Raw genomic sequence first — 17,671 nt, forward strand, 5'->3', positions numbered from 1 at the left:
AAGCTCGGTCTCCGTCAACGGGATTGCGCTGCACTATGCCGCAATCCGTACATCCGATCATGGCATTATTCGTTTCGGCAGTCATCTATTCGAGGGATATGCCGATGGCTGACGGATCGTGCCGCCAGCGGTGGCGCTGGAATGCGCTCAGACGAGAGAGGCGGTGAACGACGCGAGGTCCGCGGTGCCGAGCCTTTGCTCCAGCGCGGTCACCCTCGCGACCGCCATATCGAAGCCGTCACCGCCGAACTCACGTTTTTCGATGTCCTCGAACTTCTCGCCCAGCTTCCCGTAGCTTTCCGGCCCCAGCACCTTCTTGAAGGCGGGGAAGACGATCGTGTCTATTTCGCAGCCCCGTACATGTCGGGCGAGCAATTTGTGGTTGCCATGTGCGTGGCCGCGGGCGCGTAGCTGCTCCGGAGGCGGTCGACATCGCCTTGTTCTCATTTCGTTCGCGGCCTATAAGGCCCCGGTGGCTGACGAAATCGTGCGGAAGATCATTCATGTCGACATGGACGCGTTCTTCGCGTCCGTCGAGCAGCGCGATGATCCGGCGCTTCGCGGCAAGCCCGTGGCGGTTGGCTATCCGGCCGCGCGCGGAGTCGTGGCGGCGGCGAGCTATGAAGCGCGCAAGTTCGGCGTGCGATCCGCCCTGCCGTCGGTGACGGCGCTCCGGCGTTGCCCGGACCTGATCTTCGTGTCGCCCCGCTTCGACGTCTATCGGGCGGTTTCGCAGCAGATCCATGCGATCTTCGCGGATTATACCGATCTCATCCAGCCGCTCTCGCTCGATGAGGCCTATCTGGACGTGACCGCGAACAGGCAGGGGATTCCCACGGCCTGGGCCACCGCCAAGGCGATCCGGGCGCGCATCTTCGCAGAGACTGGCCTCACGGCTTCGGCGGGCATTTCCTACAACAAGTTCCTGGCGAAGCTGGCGTCCGATCATCGCAAGCCCAATGGCCAGTTCGCGGTTACCCCCGATATGGGCGCTGCCTGGGTCGAGGCGTTGCCGGTGGCGCGCTTCCATGGCGTGGGGCCCGTCACGGCGCAGAAGATGAAGCGGCTCGGCATCGAGACGGGGGCCGATCTCCGCGCGAAGACGATGGCCTTCCTGACCGAGCATTTCGGAAATTCCGCCGAATGGTATTATGCCATCGCGCGGGGGATCGACGAGCGCCCGGTCAATCCCAATCGCGAGCGCAAATCGTCCGGCTCGGAGACCACCTTCGACCGCGATCTGGTCGAGCCGGAGGAGATCGAGGCCGGCGTGCTGCGCATGGCGGACGATGTCTGGTCCTGGTGCGAGAAGCGGCAGGCGTTCGGGCGGACCGTGACCGTGAAGGTGAAGTTCCGGGATTTCCAGATCATCACGCGGAGCCGCACGCTGTCCGGGCTGGTCGACAGCCGAAGGGCCTTGCGGGACGTCAGCCTCGGCCTGATCCGGTCCATCTATCCTGTTCCGAAGGGCATCCGGCTGGTGGGCGTGACGGTGTCGAAATTCGAGGCCCGGCCGATCCATGAAGAGGCGGAATTGCCGCTTGCGCCCGCCGGGGAGAATGCCTGACAGGCCGCCGCTAACGGAGGCCTCGCGGCGCAAGGCGACTGGGCGGGGCAATGCCGGGACGGGCGCCGCCCGATACTTACCTATGTGAAGGCGCCGTCCGGCCCATTTGCGAAGCTGCTATCGTCGCGGGACGACCGAGTGAGTATATCCTCATAACAGCAGGGACAGGCGCCATGATAGCCCCAATGGTCCGCAGTATCCTCGGCGAGCAGCGTGTCGACTATGAGCTGATCGAGCATCCGCCAAGCTCGTCTGCCATTCTCAGTGCGGCGGGTAGCCATGTTCCCTCTTCGCGGGTCGCCAAGGCCGTGCTTCTCGCGGGATCGGACGGCTATCTGCTGGCCGTCGTCCCGTCCAATCTCCGGGTCGCCCTGTCCGAACTGGGCGGCGAAGCGGGGCAGAGGCCCCGGCTCGCGCGGGAGGACGAGGTGGAAGCGGCCTTCCCCGATTGCGCCCCCGGTGCCATCCCGCCCTTCGGATCGGGCTATGGCATCCCCATGCTCGTGGACGACAGCCTGAGGGCGGAGCCCGACATCTATTTCGAGTCGGGCGACCATCTCTCGCTGGTCCATGTCGACCGGGACGGCTTCGCCAGGCTGACGCGCGAGGCGCGGCGCGGGCGCATCAGCGAACCCTGGCCCGACGATAGCTGAGCAAGGCTAGGGACGCTCGACGTGGAACCAGTCGATATCGACGGTCCCTCCTGCCGTGTCGGCGGTCGTGTAGGTGAACAGGGCGGGGCGGGCGCCTTTCCACCAGGCGAAGCGCAGGGGCGAGGGCTCGCCGAACGGCGTGAAGCTGCGCCCGCCATCGAGGCTGTAGGCGTAGTGCGCGACCTGATCGGCGCCGACGGTCACCTGAAACTCCACCGTGCGCGCGGTGAGGACCGGGCCGGGGCTTTCCTCTCCCGCCTGCGCATAGGCGAGGCGGGTGACGCCATGCTCGCGCATCGCGCCGATCCAGCTCGGCCGGGCCTGGAACATCGCCAGCCCCGCGCGCTGCCCGTCCGTCATGCGCGAGATGTCGATCCGCGCCGTCATGCGGGACGACGGCCCCCACAGAATCTGCGTCAGCGTGTCGCGGGCCGTGACGAGATGTTGCGACGGCAAGGCGTGGAGGCGCATCCAGCCCGGCCGCTCGGTGAGGCTCCAGCCATGATCGTCGGGATTGTGGTTCCATTCCCATTGCAGGCCGAGCGTAGGGCTACCGAACCCGTCGCTGTCGGCGATGCGCGCGTTCGAGACGGGGAGGTCCGGCGCGGCATGGCTCGCGACGGGCTGGCCCGATGTCTTGCCCGCGATCGGATCGCCGATCACCGGCCAGCCATCCCGCCAGCGAACCGGCTCCAGATAGGAGATGCGGCCGAACGCCCCGGTGCTGTTGAAGTGCAGGAACCAGCCTTCGCCGGACGGCGTCTCGACATAGCCGCCCTGATGCGGCCCGGCGATCGCGGTCGAGCCCTGCTCGAGCGCGGTGCGATGCTCATAGGGGCCAGTGATGCTGCGTGAGCGCAGGACAGTCTGCGCGCCCGTCTCGACCCCGCCGAAGGGCGCGAAGATATAATACCAGCCGTCCCGCTTGTAGAGCTTCGGCCCTTCGAGCGTCGGGAGCGTCTGCCGGTCCTCGACGATCGTCTTGCCCTCGTCGAGCACGTGGGTGCCGTCGGGGCTCATGCGGTGGAGGATGAGCGGCCCCGCCCCGACCCGCGAGTGGATCAGCCAGGCGGTGCCGTCGTCGTCCCAGAAGGGGCAGGGGTCTTCGTAGCCGGGGCCGGCCAGGACCTGCACAGGCTTGCTCCACGGCCCCTCGGGGCGGCTTGCGGTGGCCATGAAGACGCCTTCGCCGGGCGTCGGCCAGTAGACGTAGAACAGCCCGTCATGGAAGCGGATCGACGGCGCCCAGACCCCGCCCGCATAGCGCAGCCCGGCACCGACAGGCTTCGATGTCGCGTCGGTGAGCGTGAAGGGCGGCACCATGTCGTAGGCGGGCGCGAAGGGTAGCCGCGGCAGGACATGTCCAACGATCGACCAGTGGACGAGATCGGTCGACTTCAGCACCGGTATCCCCGGCGAGAAGTGGAAGCTGGACGCGACGAGATAATAAGCGTCGCCCACGCGGATCACGTCGGGGTCCGAATAGTCCGCGAACAGCACCGGATTGTGGAAGACAGGCCGGGCAGGCGGCTGCGCCGCGCCGAGCAGCAGGGCCGGGAGGAGCGCTATCATGCGGCGCGGGCCGTGGCGGCGAGGTTGCGGCTTTCTGTCGGCACTGCGTTGTTCCTCTCCTTGGGCGAGGGTGGCTTTCAGCGCCCTTCGCCCGTCGATTCGAATCCCGCCGGCCAGAAGGCCAGCCTTCTTCGGAAGGGTGGAACTATTCCGCACGGTTCAGCCCACTCTTCCGACGTCGATCTCAATGACGGTTGCATAAGCGCGTTCGTGGGAATACACGAGCATCAACTGTGCCAGCGCTAGACACAGAGTCAGAGAGGAAATCCTGATGGCCCGCCAGACCCGTCTCAACTTGCGTTCGACCGTATTTGGTAGCGCTCCCATCGTGCTTCTGCTGCTGTCCGGGACTGCCCATGCCCAGGTGGCGCAGGGGGCCGGCGAAACCCCGCCCGCCGGCGCGGCGTCTGCCCAGCCGGACGTGGGCGCGACGCAGGCGATCGTGGTGACGGGTTCGCGCCTCGCCTCGCGCGGCTTCGCGGCGCCGACGCCGGTGACGGTGATCGACCAGAAAGAGGCCAAGCTCTCCGGCACGCAGAATATCGAGACGCTGCTCGGCAGCTCGCCGCAGTTCGTCGGCTCGCAGCTCACCGGCCCGACCGCGAATACGGTGCCGGGCGGCATCGCGACGCTCAACCTGCGCGGCTTCGGCGATCAGCGGAACCTCGTGCTGGTCAACGGCCGCCGCTTCACCATCTCCGGGCCGAACCAGACGACCGACATCAACACCATCCCCGTCGCGCTCATCAAGCGGACCGAGGTGGTGACCGGCGGCTCCTCGGCGGTCTACGGGTCGGACGCGATCACCGGCGTCGTCAACTTCATCCTGCGCGACGATTTCCAGGGCGTCGAGGTCAGCGGCCAGAACACGGTGGACCAGCACACGGTGACGCCGACCTACACCTTCGACGTTACCGCCGGCACCAATTTCGCAGGCGGCAAGGGCAACATCACCGCGTCGTTCAACTATCTGAACCGTGGCGGCTACACGGCGGCGGACCGGGGCGGCTGGGCGGCCAACACCTTCGCCGATGGCTGCGTCACGTCCGACAGCTTCAGCCGCAGCCATGCGGGCACGCCGCTGGCGGTGCCGTCGGGCTCGACCTGTCTCGCGGCGGGCGGGCGCCCCGGCCTCGTGCTGAGCGGCAGCGGCACCATCCCCAACATGCGCATCGCGGGCATCCCGACGGTCGGCACGGCGAGCAACTCGCCGGGACTGAACGCGGCGCTGATCGCGGCCGGCCTCTCGGGCATGACGTCGCGCGGCATCACCTTCAACGATGCCGGCACGGTGGCACGCCCCGCGGTCACGCCGGGGGATGATTACAACCTCGCGCCGGACGCCTATCTGATCGTCCCGCAGCGCCGCCTGCTCGGCAACCTGTTCGCGCATTACGACTTCTCGGATGCGGCGACCGTCTACACCGAGGGCAGCATCAGCAACAACAAGGTGCGCGCCCGTCTCGCCCCGACGGGGGTGAGCGGCAATTTCCTCGTCAACACCAACAATCCCTATCTCTCGCCGCAGCTTCAGGAGGTGCTCAACCAGCTCGACCTGAGCGAGAAGGGGACGACGACCGTCACCAACGGCACCGGCACGCTCTCCACCACGCCCGGCGACGGGCTGGCGGTGCTCAACCTCAACCGCCGCCTGACCGACGTGGGCGACCGTGTCGCGCAGTCCGACATCAATGCCTATCGCGGCTTGATCGGCGTGCGCGGGCAGATCGGCAGCCTGTCCGAGCATTTCCTGCGCGATCTGCACTATGACGTCTATTACAGCTACGCCCGCACCAACGAGACGGACACGACCGGCGGCGCCGTCTCGCTGAGCGCCTTCCAGAACGGCCTGCTCTCGCAGAACGGTGCCGCGCCGCTGCTCAATGTCTTCGGGCAGAATCTCTCGGCGGAAGGCGCGGCCTCGCTGGTGGCGACCACCCGGAACGTCACCCACGCCTCGCAGCAGGTGGCGGCGGCGGGCCTCTCCGGCGTGCTGTTCGAAATGCCGGCCGGCCCGGTCGATTTCAGCACGGGCGTCGAATGGCGGCGGGCCTCCGCGAGCTTCTCGCCCGATCCGATCCTCGCTTCGGGCGACATCTCGGGTTTCAACGCCGCGCTGCCGACCTCCGGCCACGAGACGGCGCGCGAAGTCTATGGCGAGGTGCGCGTGCCGCTGCTGGCGGACAGGAGCTTCGTCAAGCGGCTGAACATCAACGGCGCCTTCCGCTACTCCAACTATGACCTGAAGGGCGTGGGCGGCGTCTGGACCTATTCGGGCGGCGCCGAATATGCGCCGACCAGCGACATCACCTTCCGCGGTCAGTATCAGCGCTCGATCCGCGCGCCCAATGTCGGCGAGCTGTTCGGCGGCCAGACGACCAGCGGCCCGTCGCTGACCGATCCCTGCTCCAGCCGCCAGCCGGTGGCGCAGCAGACGGACGCCGTGCGCAATGTCTGCGTCGCGACCGGGGTGCCGGCCGATCAGGTGTTCGGCGCGAACGTCCAGCCCAACCAGTTCATCAACGCGGTGACCGGCGGCAACCCGAATGTCGGGCCGGAAAAGTCCAACACCAAGACGGTGGGCGTGGTTCTGACGCCGCGCTTCCTGCGGGGCTTCGCGTTCAGCGCGGACTATTTCAACATCGATCTGAAGGGCGCCATCGCGCCGCTGGGCGGCAGCCCGGCCAACGTGCTGAATCTCTGCTATAACGTCATCCAGGATGCGAGCAGCCCGTTCTGCCAGGCGATCCATCGCGATCCGATCAACGGCCAGATCACCGCGCCGAGCTACATCACCGCGACCAACGCCAACACCGGCGCGCTCAAGACCTCGGGCGTGGATTTCGAGGGCAGCTACAATTTCAACACCTCGGTCGGCCATTTCGAGCTGGGGACGGACCTGACCTGGACGCGCAGCTTCACCAGCGTGCCGGTGCAGGCGCTGCCCAACATCAAGAACCGCTGCGTCGGCTCCTTCGGCCAGACCTGCGGCCAGCCGATCCCCGAATGGAAGGGCGTGACCCGCCTCACCTGGAAGGACGGCCCGGTGACGCTCAGCCTGCGCCATCGCTTCATCGGCGCGGTGACGGTGGACACCTATGTGCTGCCCAAGCGCTCGGGCGGCACGGTGCCGAACAAGGCCTCGCTCACCAATCCGACCATCCCGACGCAGAATTATTTCGACCTGTCCTCCGCGCTGGAGATCAGGAACGGGATCGAGTTCACGGCGGGCGTCACCAACATCGCCGACAAGAACCCGCCGATCGTGGGCACGCCGGCACCGTCGGACAATACCTTCGCGGCGACCTACGATATTGCCGGCCGCACCTTCTTCATCGGGCTTTCGGTGAAATACTGATCCCCCTCGTCCCCGGGGGAACTGGGCGCGGCATCCGATCGGGTGCCGCGTCTTTCTTGCATCAGAGGGTTTTGGAGACGAGATCGTCGAAGCGGCTGTCCGCGATGCGGCGGCTGCCGAAATGGCGGAAAGCCCGCACCCGGTCGAGCGAGAAGGCGGGCGCGCCGGTCGGCACGCGCAGGCGGAAGAAATCCGCGTCCTCGACATTCTCCAGCCGGAAGGCGGGGCGGGGATCGGCGGCGGCCACCGCCACCTCGACATGGCTCATCTCGATGTTGCGCGCATCGCGGATGAAGAAGCCGGTGGCGGGCAGATCGCCGAACATATTGGGCTCGGGGTAAGCGAGTTCCGCCAGCGGCGGCACGCGATGCGCCATCGCCTCGGGCGCTCCTCCGCACTGTTCGACGAAGATATTGCTGAGCTTCACATCCTCGATCGGATGGCCGGGTAGCCCTGCGATGATCGAAGGCAGCCAGCCCGCGCCCGAACTCGTGACATTGTCGATCAGGATACGCCGCATCGAGCCGATCGGCCGCCCGGCCGGCCCGCGCATCCGCCGCCCGAGGCGCAGGAAGAGCGGCGAGCTGAAGCTGCCGCGCATCGCGATGTTGGAGATGGTGACATCCTCGAACACCGCGCCGTCCACCGTCTCCAGCGCGAGGCCCTGGCTATCGTCGAACACGCAGTTGGTGATGGTGATGTTGCGGAAGCCGCCGTTCGTTTCTGTGCCGAACTTGATCCGGCCATGCACCAGTGGCGCAAAGGAGGGCGGCATCTTGCGCCAGCTCCCGTCGATCAGCGAGCCGATCTCGTAATTACCGGTAACGAAGCAGTTGGAGATGATGAGGTTCTCGGTCGCGCGGGGCTCGCCCAGCGCATAGCTGCTCTTGGGGCAGATGCCGTCGTCATAGGGCGAGTTGACCGTGCAGTTGGTGATGCGGACGTTGCGGCAGCAATCGATGTCCATGCCGTCGCGGGTGGTGTCGATCAGCAGATTGTCGATGGTGAGGTTGTCCACTCCCGTCGCGAGGATGGCGAACCAGCCGCACGCCAGCATCCGCAAGTCGCGCAGCAGGACGTTGTGGCAATTCTTGAGCGCGATCGCCTTGTTGCCCGTGCCCGGACCATTGGGATCGGAGAGATAGGCATCCTTGCCGTCGCCGCGCCCCAGCCCCTTGCCCCAGATGAGGCCGGAGCCGGTGATGGCGATGTCGTGCAGGCCTTCGCCCCAGATCAGGCTGTTGTGCCAGTGATTGTGGCCGAAATCCTGGAACGGCTCGATCGCCGGGTCTTGCGGTTCGGCGAGATCGTAGCCGCCACGGCCATCGGTGGGGGCAGGGGCGGCCAGCAGGGTTGCGGCACCATCGAGATGCAGTGTGATCCGGCTCTTCAGGCGGATGGAGTGGCAGGCATAGGTGCCGGGCGGGAAATATAGGGTGCCGCCGCCACGCGCTGCCGCCTGCTCGATGGCGCGATTGACGGCGGGCGTGTCGAGCGTATGCCCGTCGCCCGTCGCGCCGAAGTGGCGGACGTCGTACCAACCCGGCACCGGGCCGGAGGGGGCTGGCGCGGCAGCCGCCGCCGGAGCCATGGAAGCAGCCGAGAGGAAGCCGATGCTCCCCGTCAGCGCGGATCGCCGGTCGAGCGTCATAGGCTGCCTCCCCTCATGGCTGGTTTATCTTGCCAACGCTGGCACTTGCCCATGTTCGCGCGCTTCTGCAAGATGGCGGCATGAATGGGAAAACCGCCGACGTCCGACGCGCCGCCACCATTGCCGATGTCGCGAGGGAAGCGGACGTCTCGATACGGACGGTCTCGCGCGTCCTCAACAACTCTCCCAAGGTTGGCAAGGAGACGCGCGAGACGATCGAGCGGGCGATCGAGCGTCTCGGCTTCCGGCGGTCGCTGAGGGCGCGCGCGCTGGCGTCGGGGCGGTCCTTCCTGCTGGGCGTGGTGCAGGGTGATCATAACGCCCATGTCATCGGTCTCTTCCAGCGCGGCATCGTCGAGATCTGCTCGGAAGCCGGCTATGAGCTGCTCGTCCATCCCGTCTCGACGCAGGACCCGGACCTCACCTCCAATATCGAGGATTTCGTCCAGCGGACCCGCGTGGACGGTCTGGTGCTGCTGCCGCCCTTGTCGGAGCTGCCATCGATTCCGCGCACGCTCCGGCGGCTGGGGGTGTCGGCCGTCGGCATCGCGGCGGTGCGCGTGCCGGATTACCCCGCGATGCTCGTCAGCGACGAGCGGGCGGCCGCCGGCGAGATGGCGCGCTATCTGGTCGGGCTCGGTCATCGCCGGATCGGCATGATCACCGGGCCGATGCAGTTCCATTCGGCCAGCGAGCGCGAGCAAGGCTTCCATGAGGGGTTGGCGGCGGCCGGCATCGCCATGCCCGCCGCTTATGTGCGGGAGGGTGATTATGGCTTCGAGAGCGGCCTTGCCGCCGCGGAGGCGCTGCTCAGCCTGCCCGAGCCGCCGACCGCCATCTTCGCCGGCAACGACAATATGGCCGCCGCCGTGCTCAAGATCGCGCATGAGCGGGGACTGTCGGTGCCGGACGACCTGTCAGTGGCGGGTTTCGACGACAGCGACATCGCTTCGATGATCTCGCCCGCCCTCACCACCATCCGCCGCCCGGTGCTGGAGATGGCGCGCGAGGCGACGAAGCAGGTGATCGCCCTCCTCGACGGCGAGGAGGATCGGCTGCCCGATTATTCGGTGGGCCTCGAAGTGATCGTCCGCCAGTCGACCGCGCCGCCGCGCGCCGCCTGAGCCGGCCTTCAGGGAAGGGGCTTCACCCGCTCCACCCGCACGCTCCAGTCGGCGGGGAAGCCGGGGGCGTGCCCGGTCGAGCCCTGCCATCCCGCCGCCATCATCCCCACCGCGAGCAGCAGCGCGCCGTTGGAGGGGAAATAGGTGTCGGCGAGTCGCGTCTCCGTCTTGCCGTCGGCGGCGAGATCATAGCGGGGCGTCATGCCGGTCGCGCCCCAGCGGTTGTTGGGGGCGTCGCGCATCAGCCAGTCGATCGCCTCTTCGGGGCGGCCGAGGCGGGCGGCTGTCATCGCGATCATCGGGAAATCCCAGCCCCAGAGCTGACGCATGTCCCAATCCTCGTCTGTGGCGGCGAGCGTGCGTGCCATGGCGGCCCGGTCGACGCGTTCGCTGCCGATCAGGCCGAAGGGCATCAGGAAGGAGGGATGATCCCGGTTGGTGCAGAGCGGCGGCCGGGCGTTGCCGCGACACTCGGGCGAGGCGGCGCGCGTCCAGAAGCCGGGCTCTCCCGCCACGGGGACATAGCGGCCGTCCTGCATCGGCATCGGCGCCATGCCGGCAATTACCTTGTCCCATTGCGGATGGCGCGCCAGTCCTCGCCGCACCCGCCACGCCTGCGCGCGCTCCAGCCCCCAGCGGAAATATTCGACCTCGAAGGCGGGGTCGGCGGAGGTGAAGGGGTCATGGTTTTCCTGCACCGGCACCACCGGCGGGCCGATATGATAGCGACCAGTCGCCGGATCGAGCCGGGGCCAGCCTGCCAGCATGTTCGCGGTCGCCTCGACCAGCGGGGCGTAGCGCTCCAGCGTCGCGCGATCCGGGTGGGCGCGCCAGACCAGCTCGGCAAGGTAGATCGGGTGCGGCTGCTGCCAGAGGATGAAGGGGTTGATCGGGCTCGGGCTGTTGCGCCCCTCCGGCCCTGACATCTTGGGCCACCATGCCGCGGCGTTCAGGCCGTGCCGCCGCCCTTCGGCGATCGCATCGGGCAGGTGCGCGCGATACCATTGGAGGCTGCGTTCTAGTAGCGCGGGGCGGCCCCAACTCGCGAAATGCGCCGAGTGCCACGGGTGCATCTCCAGATGGAACTTGCCGTTCCAGCTATTGGAGAAGAGCCCTTCCTCCTGCGGGGGCAGCGAGCCCGCCTCGTTGATCGCCGCGAGATATTGCGAGAGCACCACGCGCCGTTCCAGTTCCGCCGCACGCGGATCGCGGCTGCCCGAGAAATCGACGACGCCTCCTTGCGTCCAATAATCCCGCCAGTGCGCCTCGGTGACGGCGACGGCACGGGCATAATCGGGTGCCGGGGCGAGGCGCTGGGCGCGGTCGAAGCTCACCATCGCCACCAACCGCTCGCCATGCCCGTAGACCGCGAGCCGATGCGGCCCGTCCGGCGCGACGGTGCCGCCGGGCGCCGTCACCGAGGAGGTGGTGACGGTCCGGTCGATCCGGTTGCGCACCTCGATCCGGTCGGCCCGGCGCGCGGTGATCCGGGTCGTGTAGGCCTCGGGATGCGTCCAGTCGGAGGGATCGGGATTGATCGCGCGCGAGACGCCCGGATAGGCCACGCGTACCGCCACCCGTCCGCTCGCGACCAGCGGCGAGCGGACCTCCACCAGCAGCATATCGCGATCCGGGTGCACGCGCGTCGTCACCGTCACGGGCTGGCCGTCGAGCCGGAAGCGGCTGGTGAGCGTGCCCGTCCACAGGTCGAGGCGCTGGACGGTGTCGGTCAACTCCTCGAAGCGCACCGGGCGGCCGTCGGCATGGTGCATGTCCAGCGAGACGCGGCCGAGCGAGAAACGGTGCGGATTTTCGCGCAGCCACGCGATCACCGGGTCTTTCGCCGCCGCTGCGAGATCACGAACATAGGCATAAGGCTGCGAACCCCGGCCGGGGACGGGCACCTGCACCAGTCCGGCTTCTGCGCCCAGCGGATGAGGCTCGGGGAAGCTGTGCCACGCCCATTGCGCCATGGTGAGCAGCGGCGCCTGCGGGGCATATCGCTCGGGAAAGGTCTGGAGGCCGGTGATGTCGGCGGTGAAGGCAAGCTCGCCATTGCCGATCATCGCGGGCGCGTCGCGATCGATCTTCGTGAAGGTGACGGCATGGCGCTCGACCAGCGCGTGCCGGTCGATGGGTACAGGTCCCGCTGCCGGCAGCACGAGGATCGCAGCGAGCGCCAGCAGGGGCCTCACGGCGCGCGGCCCGCAACGAGGCCGATCCAGTTGCGCTTGGTGGCGGTGAGCGTGCTGTTCGACGCGATCTTGCCCGTCGGCACCGGGAAGCCGAACTTCAGCCTCGGCGTGTCGGCTTCGATGTCGCGGAGCGCGGTCGCCACATCATCGCGTGGATCGACGCGGAACACGGCCTTTTCCATCCTTCTTCCCGATCGCGGTTTCTTGTTGGGTCATGACCGCGAAGAGGGGCGGTCACCGTCGTCGAGCGATTAATGCCATCGCTGGCACTTACCGATCAACAGGAATCCGCCATCGGTGCAACGGCGCCTGCTAGAGGACGATCTCGAACCGTCCGCCGCCGCCCGGATCGCTGGCATAGCGGATCGCGCCATGGTGCAGCAGCACCACCTGCCGCGCGAAGCTCAGCCCCACGCCGGTGCCCGATGGCTTGGTGGTGAAGAAGGGCAGGAAGATTTCGCCGAGGCTGGCATCCGGCACGCCCGGCCCATTATCCTCGACGAGGATGCGGACGCGCCCCGTCGGCAGGCCCTCGATGGCGAGCGCCACGCGCGGGGCGGGCGTGTGGGCGCTGGCCGCCTCGCCGCCATTCTTGAGCAGATTGAGCACCACCTGCGACAGCAGCTCCGGGTCGCCGTCGATCATCAGCGCCTCGGGCAGGACGCTGACGTCGAGCGCGACGGCTTCGCCCACCGGCATCGCGCGATAGAGCCGGGTCAGCTCCCCGGCCCAGGCCTGTGCCCGGAAACGGCGGCGGGAGAGGGCCGGCGCGCGGCTGAACTCGCGATAGCTGTCGACGAAATGCATGATGCCGGACGCGCGGCGCGCCAGCGTTTCGACCGCGATGCGCGCGTCCGCGACGGCCGGATCGCCGCCCCGGTCGATCTCGGCCATCAGTCCGGCCGCGCTCTCGGCGAGCGAGGTGACGGGGGTCATCGAGTTCATGATCTCGTGGGTCAGCACGCGGACGAGATCGGCTTGCGTCGCGACCTCCGCGGCATCCAGCTCGCCCTGGATGATCTGCACCGAGGCGATCCGCCATGTCCGCCTCAGCCGCTCGACCCGCGTGACCGCCACCATCGCCCGCTGCGGCAATCCGCCCAGCACGACCCGGCAGAGGCGGCGGTCGCCGGGCACCACGTCGGTGAGTGCGGCGACGAAGCCTTCGCCATAGGGCATCAGTTCGGAGATGCTGCGTCCGCTGGCCTGTCCGAACAGGCGCCGCGCCGCCTTGTTGGAAAGCTCGACCTTGCCGTCCGGGTCGATGGCGAGGATCGGCGTCGGCGCCTCGTCGACCAGCGTCGCGGCGAAGCGGTTTTCGGCGGCCTCGGCGGCGCGATGGTCGCGCAGGCGACGGATCGCGGCGTTGAGCATCTCGCCCAGCGCGTCGAAGCCGCTGCCCTGATGCGTTTCGGGGAAGACCTGCGTCAGATCCTCGTGGCGGATCGCGGAGACGAAGCGGGTGAGCTGGGCATTGGTGCGGCTTACCACCCGCCACAGCGCCCACGCCGCCGCCAGCGACAGCAGCCCGCAGAGCAGCTTGGTCGCCAGATGTCCCGGCATCGGCAGGAACCAGGCGAGCGCCATCAGCGTCGCGAGCAACAGCAGCATATGCCCCGCCAGCCGCGCGACGAAGGGCGCCCTAGAGCCCATGCTTCTCCATCCGCCGATAGAGCGAGCCGCGCGTCAGGCCGAGTTCGGCCGCCGCGTTGGAGATGTTGTAGCCATGCTTGTGGAGCGCGCGCTCGATGAGCTGGCGCTCGGCACGGTCGAGGTTGAGATCGGCGCCGGCAGGCTCGACCACGGCGGAGGCCTGGACATGCGGGGCGGATGCGGCCTTGGGCAGCGGGAAGTCCTTGAGCGCCAGCGTCGCCCCGTCGGCGAGGATGATCGCCCGCTCGGCGGCATGGCGCAGCGCCCGGACATTGCCCGGCCAGTCATAGGCGACCAGCGCCGCGCGCACCTCGTCGGGCAGCGCCGGAGCCGGCCTTTCATAGCGAGCGGCGTAGAGGCGGAGATAATGGTCGAGCAGCAGCGGGATATCCTCGCGCCGCTCGCGCAGCGGCGGCAGTTCGATCTCCACCGTGTTGAGGCGATAGAGAAGGTCCTGCCGGAAGCGGCTCTCCTGCCCAAGCTGATCCGGCGGCAGGTTGGTCGCCGAGATGACGCGCACGTCGATCGGCACCGGCGCGTTGGCGCCGACCGGCGTCACCTTGCGCTGCTCGAGCGCGGTCAGCAGCTTCGGCTGGAGGTGCAGCGGCAGGTTGCCCACCTCGTCGAGGAAGAGCGTGCCGCCGTCCGCCGCCTGCAAGCGGCCGACACGATCGGCGCGGGCATCGGTGAAGGCGCCCTTCACATGGCCGAACAGCTCGGAATCGAAGAGATTTTCCGCCACCGCGCCGAGATCGACCGACAGCATGATCTTGCCCGCGCGTCGCGAATGGCGATGCAGTTCGCGGGCGACCAGTTCCTTGCCGGTGCCGTTCTCGCCGAGGATCAGGACATTGGCGTCGGTCGGCCCGGCCTTCTCGATCAGCGACAGCACGCGGGCCATGGCGGGGGACGAGCCGAGCAGAGGGGTGTCCGATGAGGGCGCCGACGGAGCCTTGCCGACGGCCTCCTCGCTCTGCCGGCGCGAGCGGCTCAGCGCGGCGGCCGAGCGGACGACGGACAGCAGCTTGTCGTTGGCCCAGGGCTTGGAGACGAAATCGGTCGCACCCTGCTTCATCGCCTGCACGGCGGTCTGCACGCCGCCATGCGCGGTGATGAGCACCACCGAGGCCTGCGGGTCTCGTTCGAGGATGCGCCCGAGCCAGCGGAAGCCCTCGCTCCCGTCGGTGGCGCCGCGCGCGAAATTGGCGTCGAGCAGGATCACGTCCGCGCGGCGCTCGCCCATCCAGTCCAGCGCCTCCTGCGGCGACGGCGTGACGCGCACCTCGGCGAAGAGCTGGCGCATCAGCAGGCGCGCCGCCAGCAGGATATCCTCGTCATCGTCCACGACGATGCAGCAGTCGAACTTCTCGGTGCTCACTCTGTCCTCCGATCGCGGTGCTGCCATCGTTCGGGCGGAGGCTCAACGTCTGTTTCCGGACACCCGACTGTCCGGAACCGGACAGTGCGGAAGAGGCGTGCCATGATCGTTTCTGCACGGATCGTTGTTTTCCAATGACTTATGAAATTGGCACGGCTCCTGCTGAGGTAGTTCCGTGACCGACACGCCGCCGGCCACGAGGACAAGGAACAGAGCCATGTGCAAGTTCGTCATCAATCTCATGTTCGCCGGCGCGAGCCTGCTCGGCACCACCGCGATCGTCGCCTATTCGGACCCGGCGGTCGCCGCCGTTCCGGCCGTGACGGTGCACTACACCGCCGCCGAGCTGGCCAGCGTTGATGGCCGCGCCGCGATCGCCAAGCGTCTCCACGTCGCCGCCTCGCATGTCTGCCCGGCCGGCAATGTCGGGGAGTTCTTCGCCGCCCAGACGTGCCGCAACGAGGCCTATGCGCAGGCGAAGGACATGCTGGGCAAGGCCGTCGCCGCCCAGACCGACCGCACCATCCAGCTCGCGGCCCGCTGATGACCGTCTCCGGTTCGGCCATGGACCGCCGGGTGGAAAAGCCCCGCACCGACCGTCGCTGGCGCTGGATCGCCGCGGCGGTCGGTCTGCTGGTGGCGGTCTTGCTCGGCTGGCGGCTCCTGCCGTCGAGCGGATCGGCCGACGTCGCCGCCGCCGACATCGAGACGGGCACCGTCGCGCGCGACCGGTTCGAGGATTATCTGCCCGTCCGCGCCACCGTCGCGCCCAATGTCACCACCTTCGTCGTTGCCGTATCGGGCGGGCAGGTCGAGAAGCTGCTCGTGCAGGACGGCGCGGCCGTGACCGAGGGCCAGCCGCTCGCGACGTTGCTCAACCCCGCGCTCAAGCTCGACGTGCTGACCCGCGAGGCGGAGATCGCCAGCCAGCTCGGCACGCTATCCGGCGACGATCTGGCGCTCGAAAAGAGCCGCCTCGATCGCGCCAGCCAGACGGCATCGGCCAGTTACGACCTCATCAAGGCGCGGCGCGATCTCTCGATCCGCCAGCAACTCCACGATCAGGGCTTCGTCTCCGACGAGGGCGTGAAGAGCTATCGCGAGGAAGCCGATTATCAGCAGAAGCGCCTCGGCCAGCTCCAGTCCGGTCAGGCGAAGGAAGACCAGACCGCCAATCTCCAGGCCTCGCGCCTCGCCGAGACGCGCGCGCGGCTGACCAGCAACCTCTCCGCCGTCCGTGCGGGGCTCGACGCGCTCGTCGTGCGCGCGCCGGTTGGTGGACGGCTCACCAATTTCACCATCCAGCCGGGGCAGATGCTCAAGGCGGGCGATCAGGTCGGCCAGGTCGACAGCGAGGGCTCGTGGAAGCTCGTTGCCGACGTCGACGAATATTATCTCGGCAGGGTCCAGCCCGGCCAGCATGCCAGCGGCGACAATGGGCTGAACCTCGTCGTCACCAAGGTGCTGCCCGCCGTCACCAACGGCCGGTTCCACATCGAGCTGGGCTTCGTGGGCGCCGCGCCCAAGGGCCTCAACCGCGGCCAGACCGCGGACATCCGCGTGACGCTCGGCAGCGCGCGCGTGGCGCTGGTCGCGCCGGTCGGAAGCTGGCTCGACAGCGGCGGCGGCACGTCCGCCTTCGTGCTCGACGCCGACGGCCGCTACGCGCGCCGCCGCCCGATCCGCACCGGTGCGCGTAATCCCGAGCAGGTCGAGATCCTCTCCGGCCTCCAGCCCGGCGACCGCATCGTCACCTCCAACACCGCCGCCTACGCCAAGAGCGGCATCCTCAACATCCGCTGACGGAGCTTCCCATGATCCGCCCCATGATCTCTCTTGAATCGATCCAGCGCCGCTACGCTTCCGACGAGGTCGAGACGACCGCGCTCGCCGACATCAACCTGGAGGTCCGCGAAGGCGAGTTCCTCGCCATCATGGGCCCGTCGGGGTGCGGCAAGTCGACCCTGCTCAACATCCTCGGCACGGTCGACCGGCCGAGCGCTGGCCGCTATCTGTTCGGCGAACGCGATCTCGCCGTGATGGACGAGGCGTCGCTCGCCAAGCTGCGCGGCGAGACGCTGGGCTTCGTCTTCCAGAGCTTCAACCTGATCGACGAGCTGACCATCCAGGAGAATGTCGAGCTGGGCCTCGCCTATCGCCGGGGCCTCAATGGCGATAGGCGCAAGCGGGTGGAGCAGGCGATGGACCGCGTCGGCATCTCGCACCGCGCGCGCCATTATCCGCACCAGCTCTCGGGCGGCCAGCAGCAGCGCGCGGCCATCGCACGCGCCATCGTCGGCGAACCGAGCCTGATCCTCGCCGACGAGCCGACCGGCAACCTCGACACCGAGAACGGCCAGCAGGTGATGGACATCCTGACCAGCCTGAACGGCGAGGGCGCGACGATCGTGATGGTCACCCACTCGCCGAGCCATGCCGACATGGCGCTCCGGCGCATCGACATGCTGGACGGGCGGATCGTCTCCTCCGTCGCCCGCGCGATCTGAGGGGGCAGAGGTC

At 68.1% G+C, this 17,671-nt stretch carries 14 protein-coding genes; 7 read left to right on the plus strand and 7 right to left on the minus strand.

What is annotated here, in order from left to right:
- Nucleotides 1-147 precede the first annotated feature (147 nt).
- Nucleotides 148-375 (minus strand): hypothetical protein, encoded by a 228-nt coding sequence (locus tag ST3T6A_RS0104330; RefSeq protein WP_019831670.1) that lies wholly within the window; start codon nucleotides 373-375, stop codon nucleotides 148-150.
- A gap of 97 nt (nucleotides 376-472) precedes the next feature.
- Between ST3T6A_RS0104330 and dinB the strand changes: the two genes are divergently transcribed.
- The gene (gene dinB / locus ST3T6A_RS0104335; RefSeq protein ID WP_019831671.1) at nucleotides 473-1,567 is read left to right on the plus strand and encodes a DNA polymerase IV; all 1,095 of its coding nucleotides are present in this window, start codon (nucleotides 473-475) and stop codon (nucleotides 1,565-1,567) included.
- A gap of 185 nt (nucleotides 1,568-1,752) precedes the next feature.
- Entirely contained in the window at nucleotides 1,753-2,220 is a 468-nt protein-coding gene (locus ST3T6A_RS0104340) for an aminoacyl-tRNA deacylase (protein WP_019831672.1), read from the plus strand.
- A 6-nt stretch (nucleotides 2,221-2,226) separates the two neighbouring features.
- Here the strand turns inward: ST3T6A_RS0104340 and ST3T6A_RS19240 are convergent, their stop codons facing one another.
- Nucleotides 2,227-3,792, minus strand: a complete 1,566-nt coding sequence (locus ST3T6A_RS19240) for a glycoside hydrolase family 43 protein (RefSeq protein WP_019831673.1) — start codon at nucleotides 3,790-3,792, stop codon at nucleotides 2,227-2,229.
- A 271-nt stretch (nucleotides 3,793-4,063) separates the two neighbouring features.
- Here ST3T6A_RS19240 and ST3T6A_RS0104350 point away from each other — a divergent pair, with 271 nt between their 5' ends.
- Nucleotides 4,064-7,150: a TonB-dependent receptor domain-containing protein gene (locus ST3T6A_RS0104350; protein WP_019831674.1), complete on the plus strand. Its 3,087-nt coding sequence runs from the start codon at nucleotides 4,064-4,066 to the stop codon at nucleotides 7,148-7,150.
- A gap of 61 nt (nucleotides 7,151-7,211) precedes the next feature.
- Here the strand turns inward: ST3T6A_RS0104350 and ST3T6A_RS0104355 are convergent, their stop codons facing one another.
- The gene (locus tag ST3T6A_RS0104355; RefSeq protein ID WP_019831675.1) at nucleotides 7,212-8,801 is read right to left on the minus strand and encodes a rhamnogalacturonidase; all 1,590 of its coding nucleotides are present in this window, start codon (nucleotides 8,799-8,801) and stop codon (nucleotides 7,212-7,214) included.
- An 80-nt stretch (nucleotides 8,802-8,881) separates the two neighbouring features.
- Here ST3T6A_RS0104355 and ST3T6A_RS0104360 point away from each other — a divergent pair, with 80 nt between their 5' ends.
- Nucleotides 8,882-9,925 (plus strand): LacI family DNA-binding transcriptional regulator, encoded by a 1,044-nt coding sequence (locus ST3T6A_RS0104360; RefSeq protein ID WP_019831676.1) that lies wholly within the window; start codon nucleotides 8,882-8,884, stop codon nucleotides 9,923-9,925.
- An 8-nt stretch (nucleotides 9,926-9,933) separates the two neighbouring features.
- Here ST3T6A_RS0104360 and ST3T6A_RS0104365 read toward each other — a convergent pair whose 3' ends face one another.
- The 4 genes from ST3T6A_RS0104365 to ST3T6A_RS0104380 form a co-directional block, all read right to left on the minus strand.
- Nucleotides 9,934-12,120, minus strand: a complete 2,187-nt coding sequence (locus ST3T6A_RS0104365; protein ID WP_019831677.1) for a hypothetical protein — start codon at nucleotides 12,118-12,120, stop codon at nucleotides 9,934-9,936.
- The gene (locus tag ST3T6A_RS0104370) at nucleotides 12,117-12,302 is read right to left on the minus strand and encodes a hypothetical protein (RefSeq protein WP_019831678.1); all 186 of its coding nucleotides are present in this window, start codon (nucleotides 12,300-12,302) and stop codon (nucleotides 12,117-12,119) included. Before ST3T6A_RS0104370 ends, ST3T6A_RS0104365 begins: the two co-directional genes overlap by 4 nt.
- Before the next feature lie 130 nt (nucleotides 12,303-12,432).
- Nucleotides 12,433-13,773: a sensor histidine kinase gene (locus ST3T6A_RS0104375; protein ID WP_019831679.1), complete on the minus strand. Its 1,341-nt coding sequence runs from the start codon at nucleotides 13,771-13,773 to the stop codon at nucleotides 12,433-12,435.
- Complete coding sequence (locus ST3T6A_RS0104380; protein ID WP_019831680.1) at nucleotides 13,763-15,151, minus strand: sigma 54-interacting transcriptional regulator; 1,389 nt, start codon at nucleotides 15,149-15,151, stop codon at nucleotides 13,763-13,765. Before ST3T6A_RS0104380 ends, ST3T6A_RS0104375 begins: the two co-directional genes overlap by 11 nt.
- A gap of 217 nt (nucleotides 15,152-15,368) precedes the next feature.
- Here ST3T6A_RS0104380 and ST3T6A_RS0104385 point away from each other — a divergent pair, with 217 nt between their 5' ends.
- The 3 genes from ST3T6A_RS0104385 to ST3T6A_RS0104395 are packed head-to-tail and all read left to right on the plus strand — an operon-like array spanning nucleotide 15,369 to nucleotide 17,658.
- Nucleotides 15,369-15,695 (plus strand): UrcA family protein, encoded by a 327-nt coding sequence (locus ST3T6A_RS0104385; protein WP_019831681.1) that lies wholly within the window; start codon nucleotides 15,369-15,371, stop codon nucleotides 15,693-15,695.
- Nucleotides 15,695-16,954, plus strand: a complete 1,260-nt coding sequence (locus ST3T6A_RS0104390; RefSeq protein ID WP_019831682.1) for an efflux RND transporter periplasmic adaptor subunit — start codon at nucleotides 15,695-15,697, stop codon at nucleotides 16,952-16,954. The genes ST3T6A_RS0104385 and ST3T6A_RS0104390 overlap by 1 nt, the downstream gene beginning before the upstream one ends.
- 23 nt (nucleotides 16,955-16,977) lie before the next feature.
- The gene (locus ST3T6A_RS0104395) at nucleotides 16,978-17,658 is read left to right on the plus strand and encodes an ABC transporter ATP-binding protein (protein ID WP_193378616.1); all 681 of its coding nucleotides are present in this window, start codon (nucleotides 16,978-16,980) and stop codon (nucleotides 17,656-17,658) included.
- The last annotated feature ends 13 nt before the right edge of the window (nucleotides 17,659-17,671 follow it).

The organism is Sphingomonas sp. PR090111-T3T-6A (assembly GCF_000383095.1).
Taxonomy (GTDB): domain Bacteria; phylum Pseudomonadota; class Alphaproteobacteria; order Sphingomonadales; family Sphingomonadaceae; genus Solisphingomonas.

Coding starts and splice junctions, on each gene's coding strand:
- ST3T6A_RS0104340 (WP_019831672.1), top strand. CDS start 1,753: ATGGTCCGCAGTATCCTCGGCGAGCAGCGTGTCGACTATGAGCTGATC.
- ST3T6A_RS19240 (WP_019831673.1), bottom strand. CDS start 3,792: ATGATAGCGCTCCTCCCGGCCCTGCTGCTCGGCGCGGCGCAGCCGCCT.
- ST3T6A_RS0104350 (WP_019831674.1), top strand. CDS start 4,064: ATGGCCCGCCAGACCCGTCTCAACTTGCGTTCGACCGTATTTGGTAGC.
- ST3T6A_RS0104355 (WP_019831675.1), bottom strand. CDS start 8,801: ATGACGCTCGACCGGCGATCCGCGCTGACGGGGAGCATCGGCTTCCTC.
- ST3T6A_RS0104360 (WP_019831676.1), top strand. CDS start 8,882: ATGAATGGGAAAACCGCCGACGTCCGACGCGCCGCCACCATTGCCGAT.
- ST3T6A_RS0104370 (WP_019831678.1), bottom strand. CDS start 12,302: ATGGAAAAGGCCGTGTTCCGCGTCGATCCACGCGATGATGTGGCGACC.
- ST3T6A_RS0104375 (WP_019831679.1), bottom strand. CDS start 13,773: ATGGGCTCTAGGGCGCCCTTCGTCGCGCGGCTGGCGGGGCATATGCTG.
- ST3T6A_RS0104385 (WP_019831681.1), top strand. CDS start 15,369: ATGTGCAAGTTCGTCATCAATCTCATGTTCGCCGGCGCGAGCCTGCTC.
- ST3T6A_RS0104390 (WP_019831682.1), top strand. CDS start 15,695: ATGACCGTCTCCGGTTCGGCCATGGACCGCCGGGTGGAAAAGCCCCGC.
- ST3T6A_RS0104395 (WP_193378616.1), top strand. CDS start 16,978: ATGATCTCTCTTGAATCGATCCAGCGCCGCTACGCTTCCGACGAGGTC.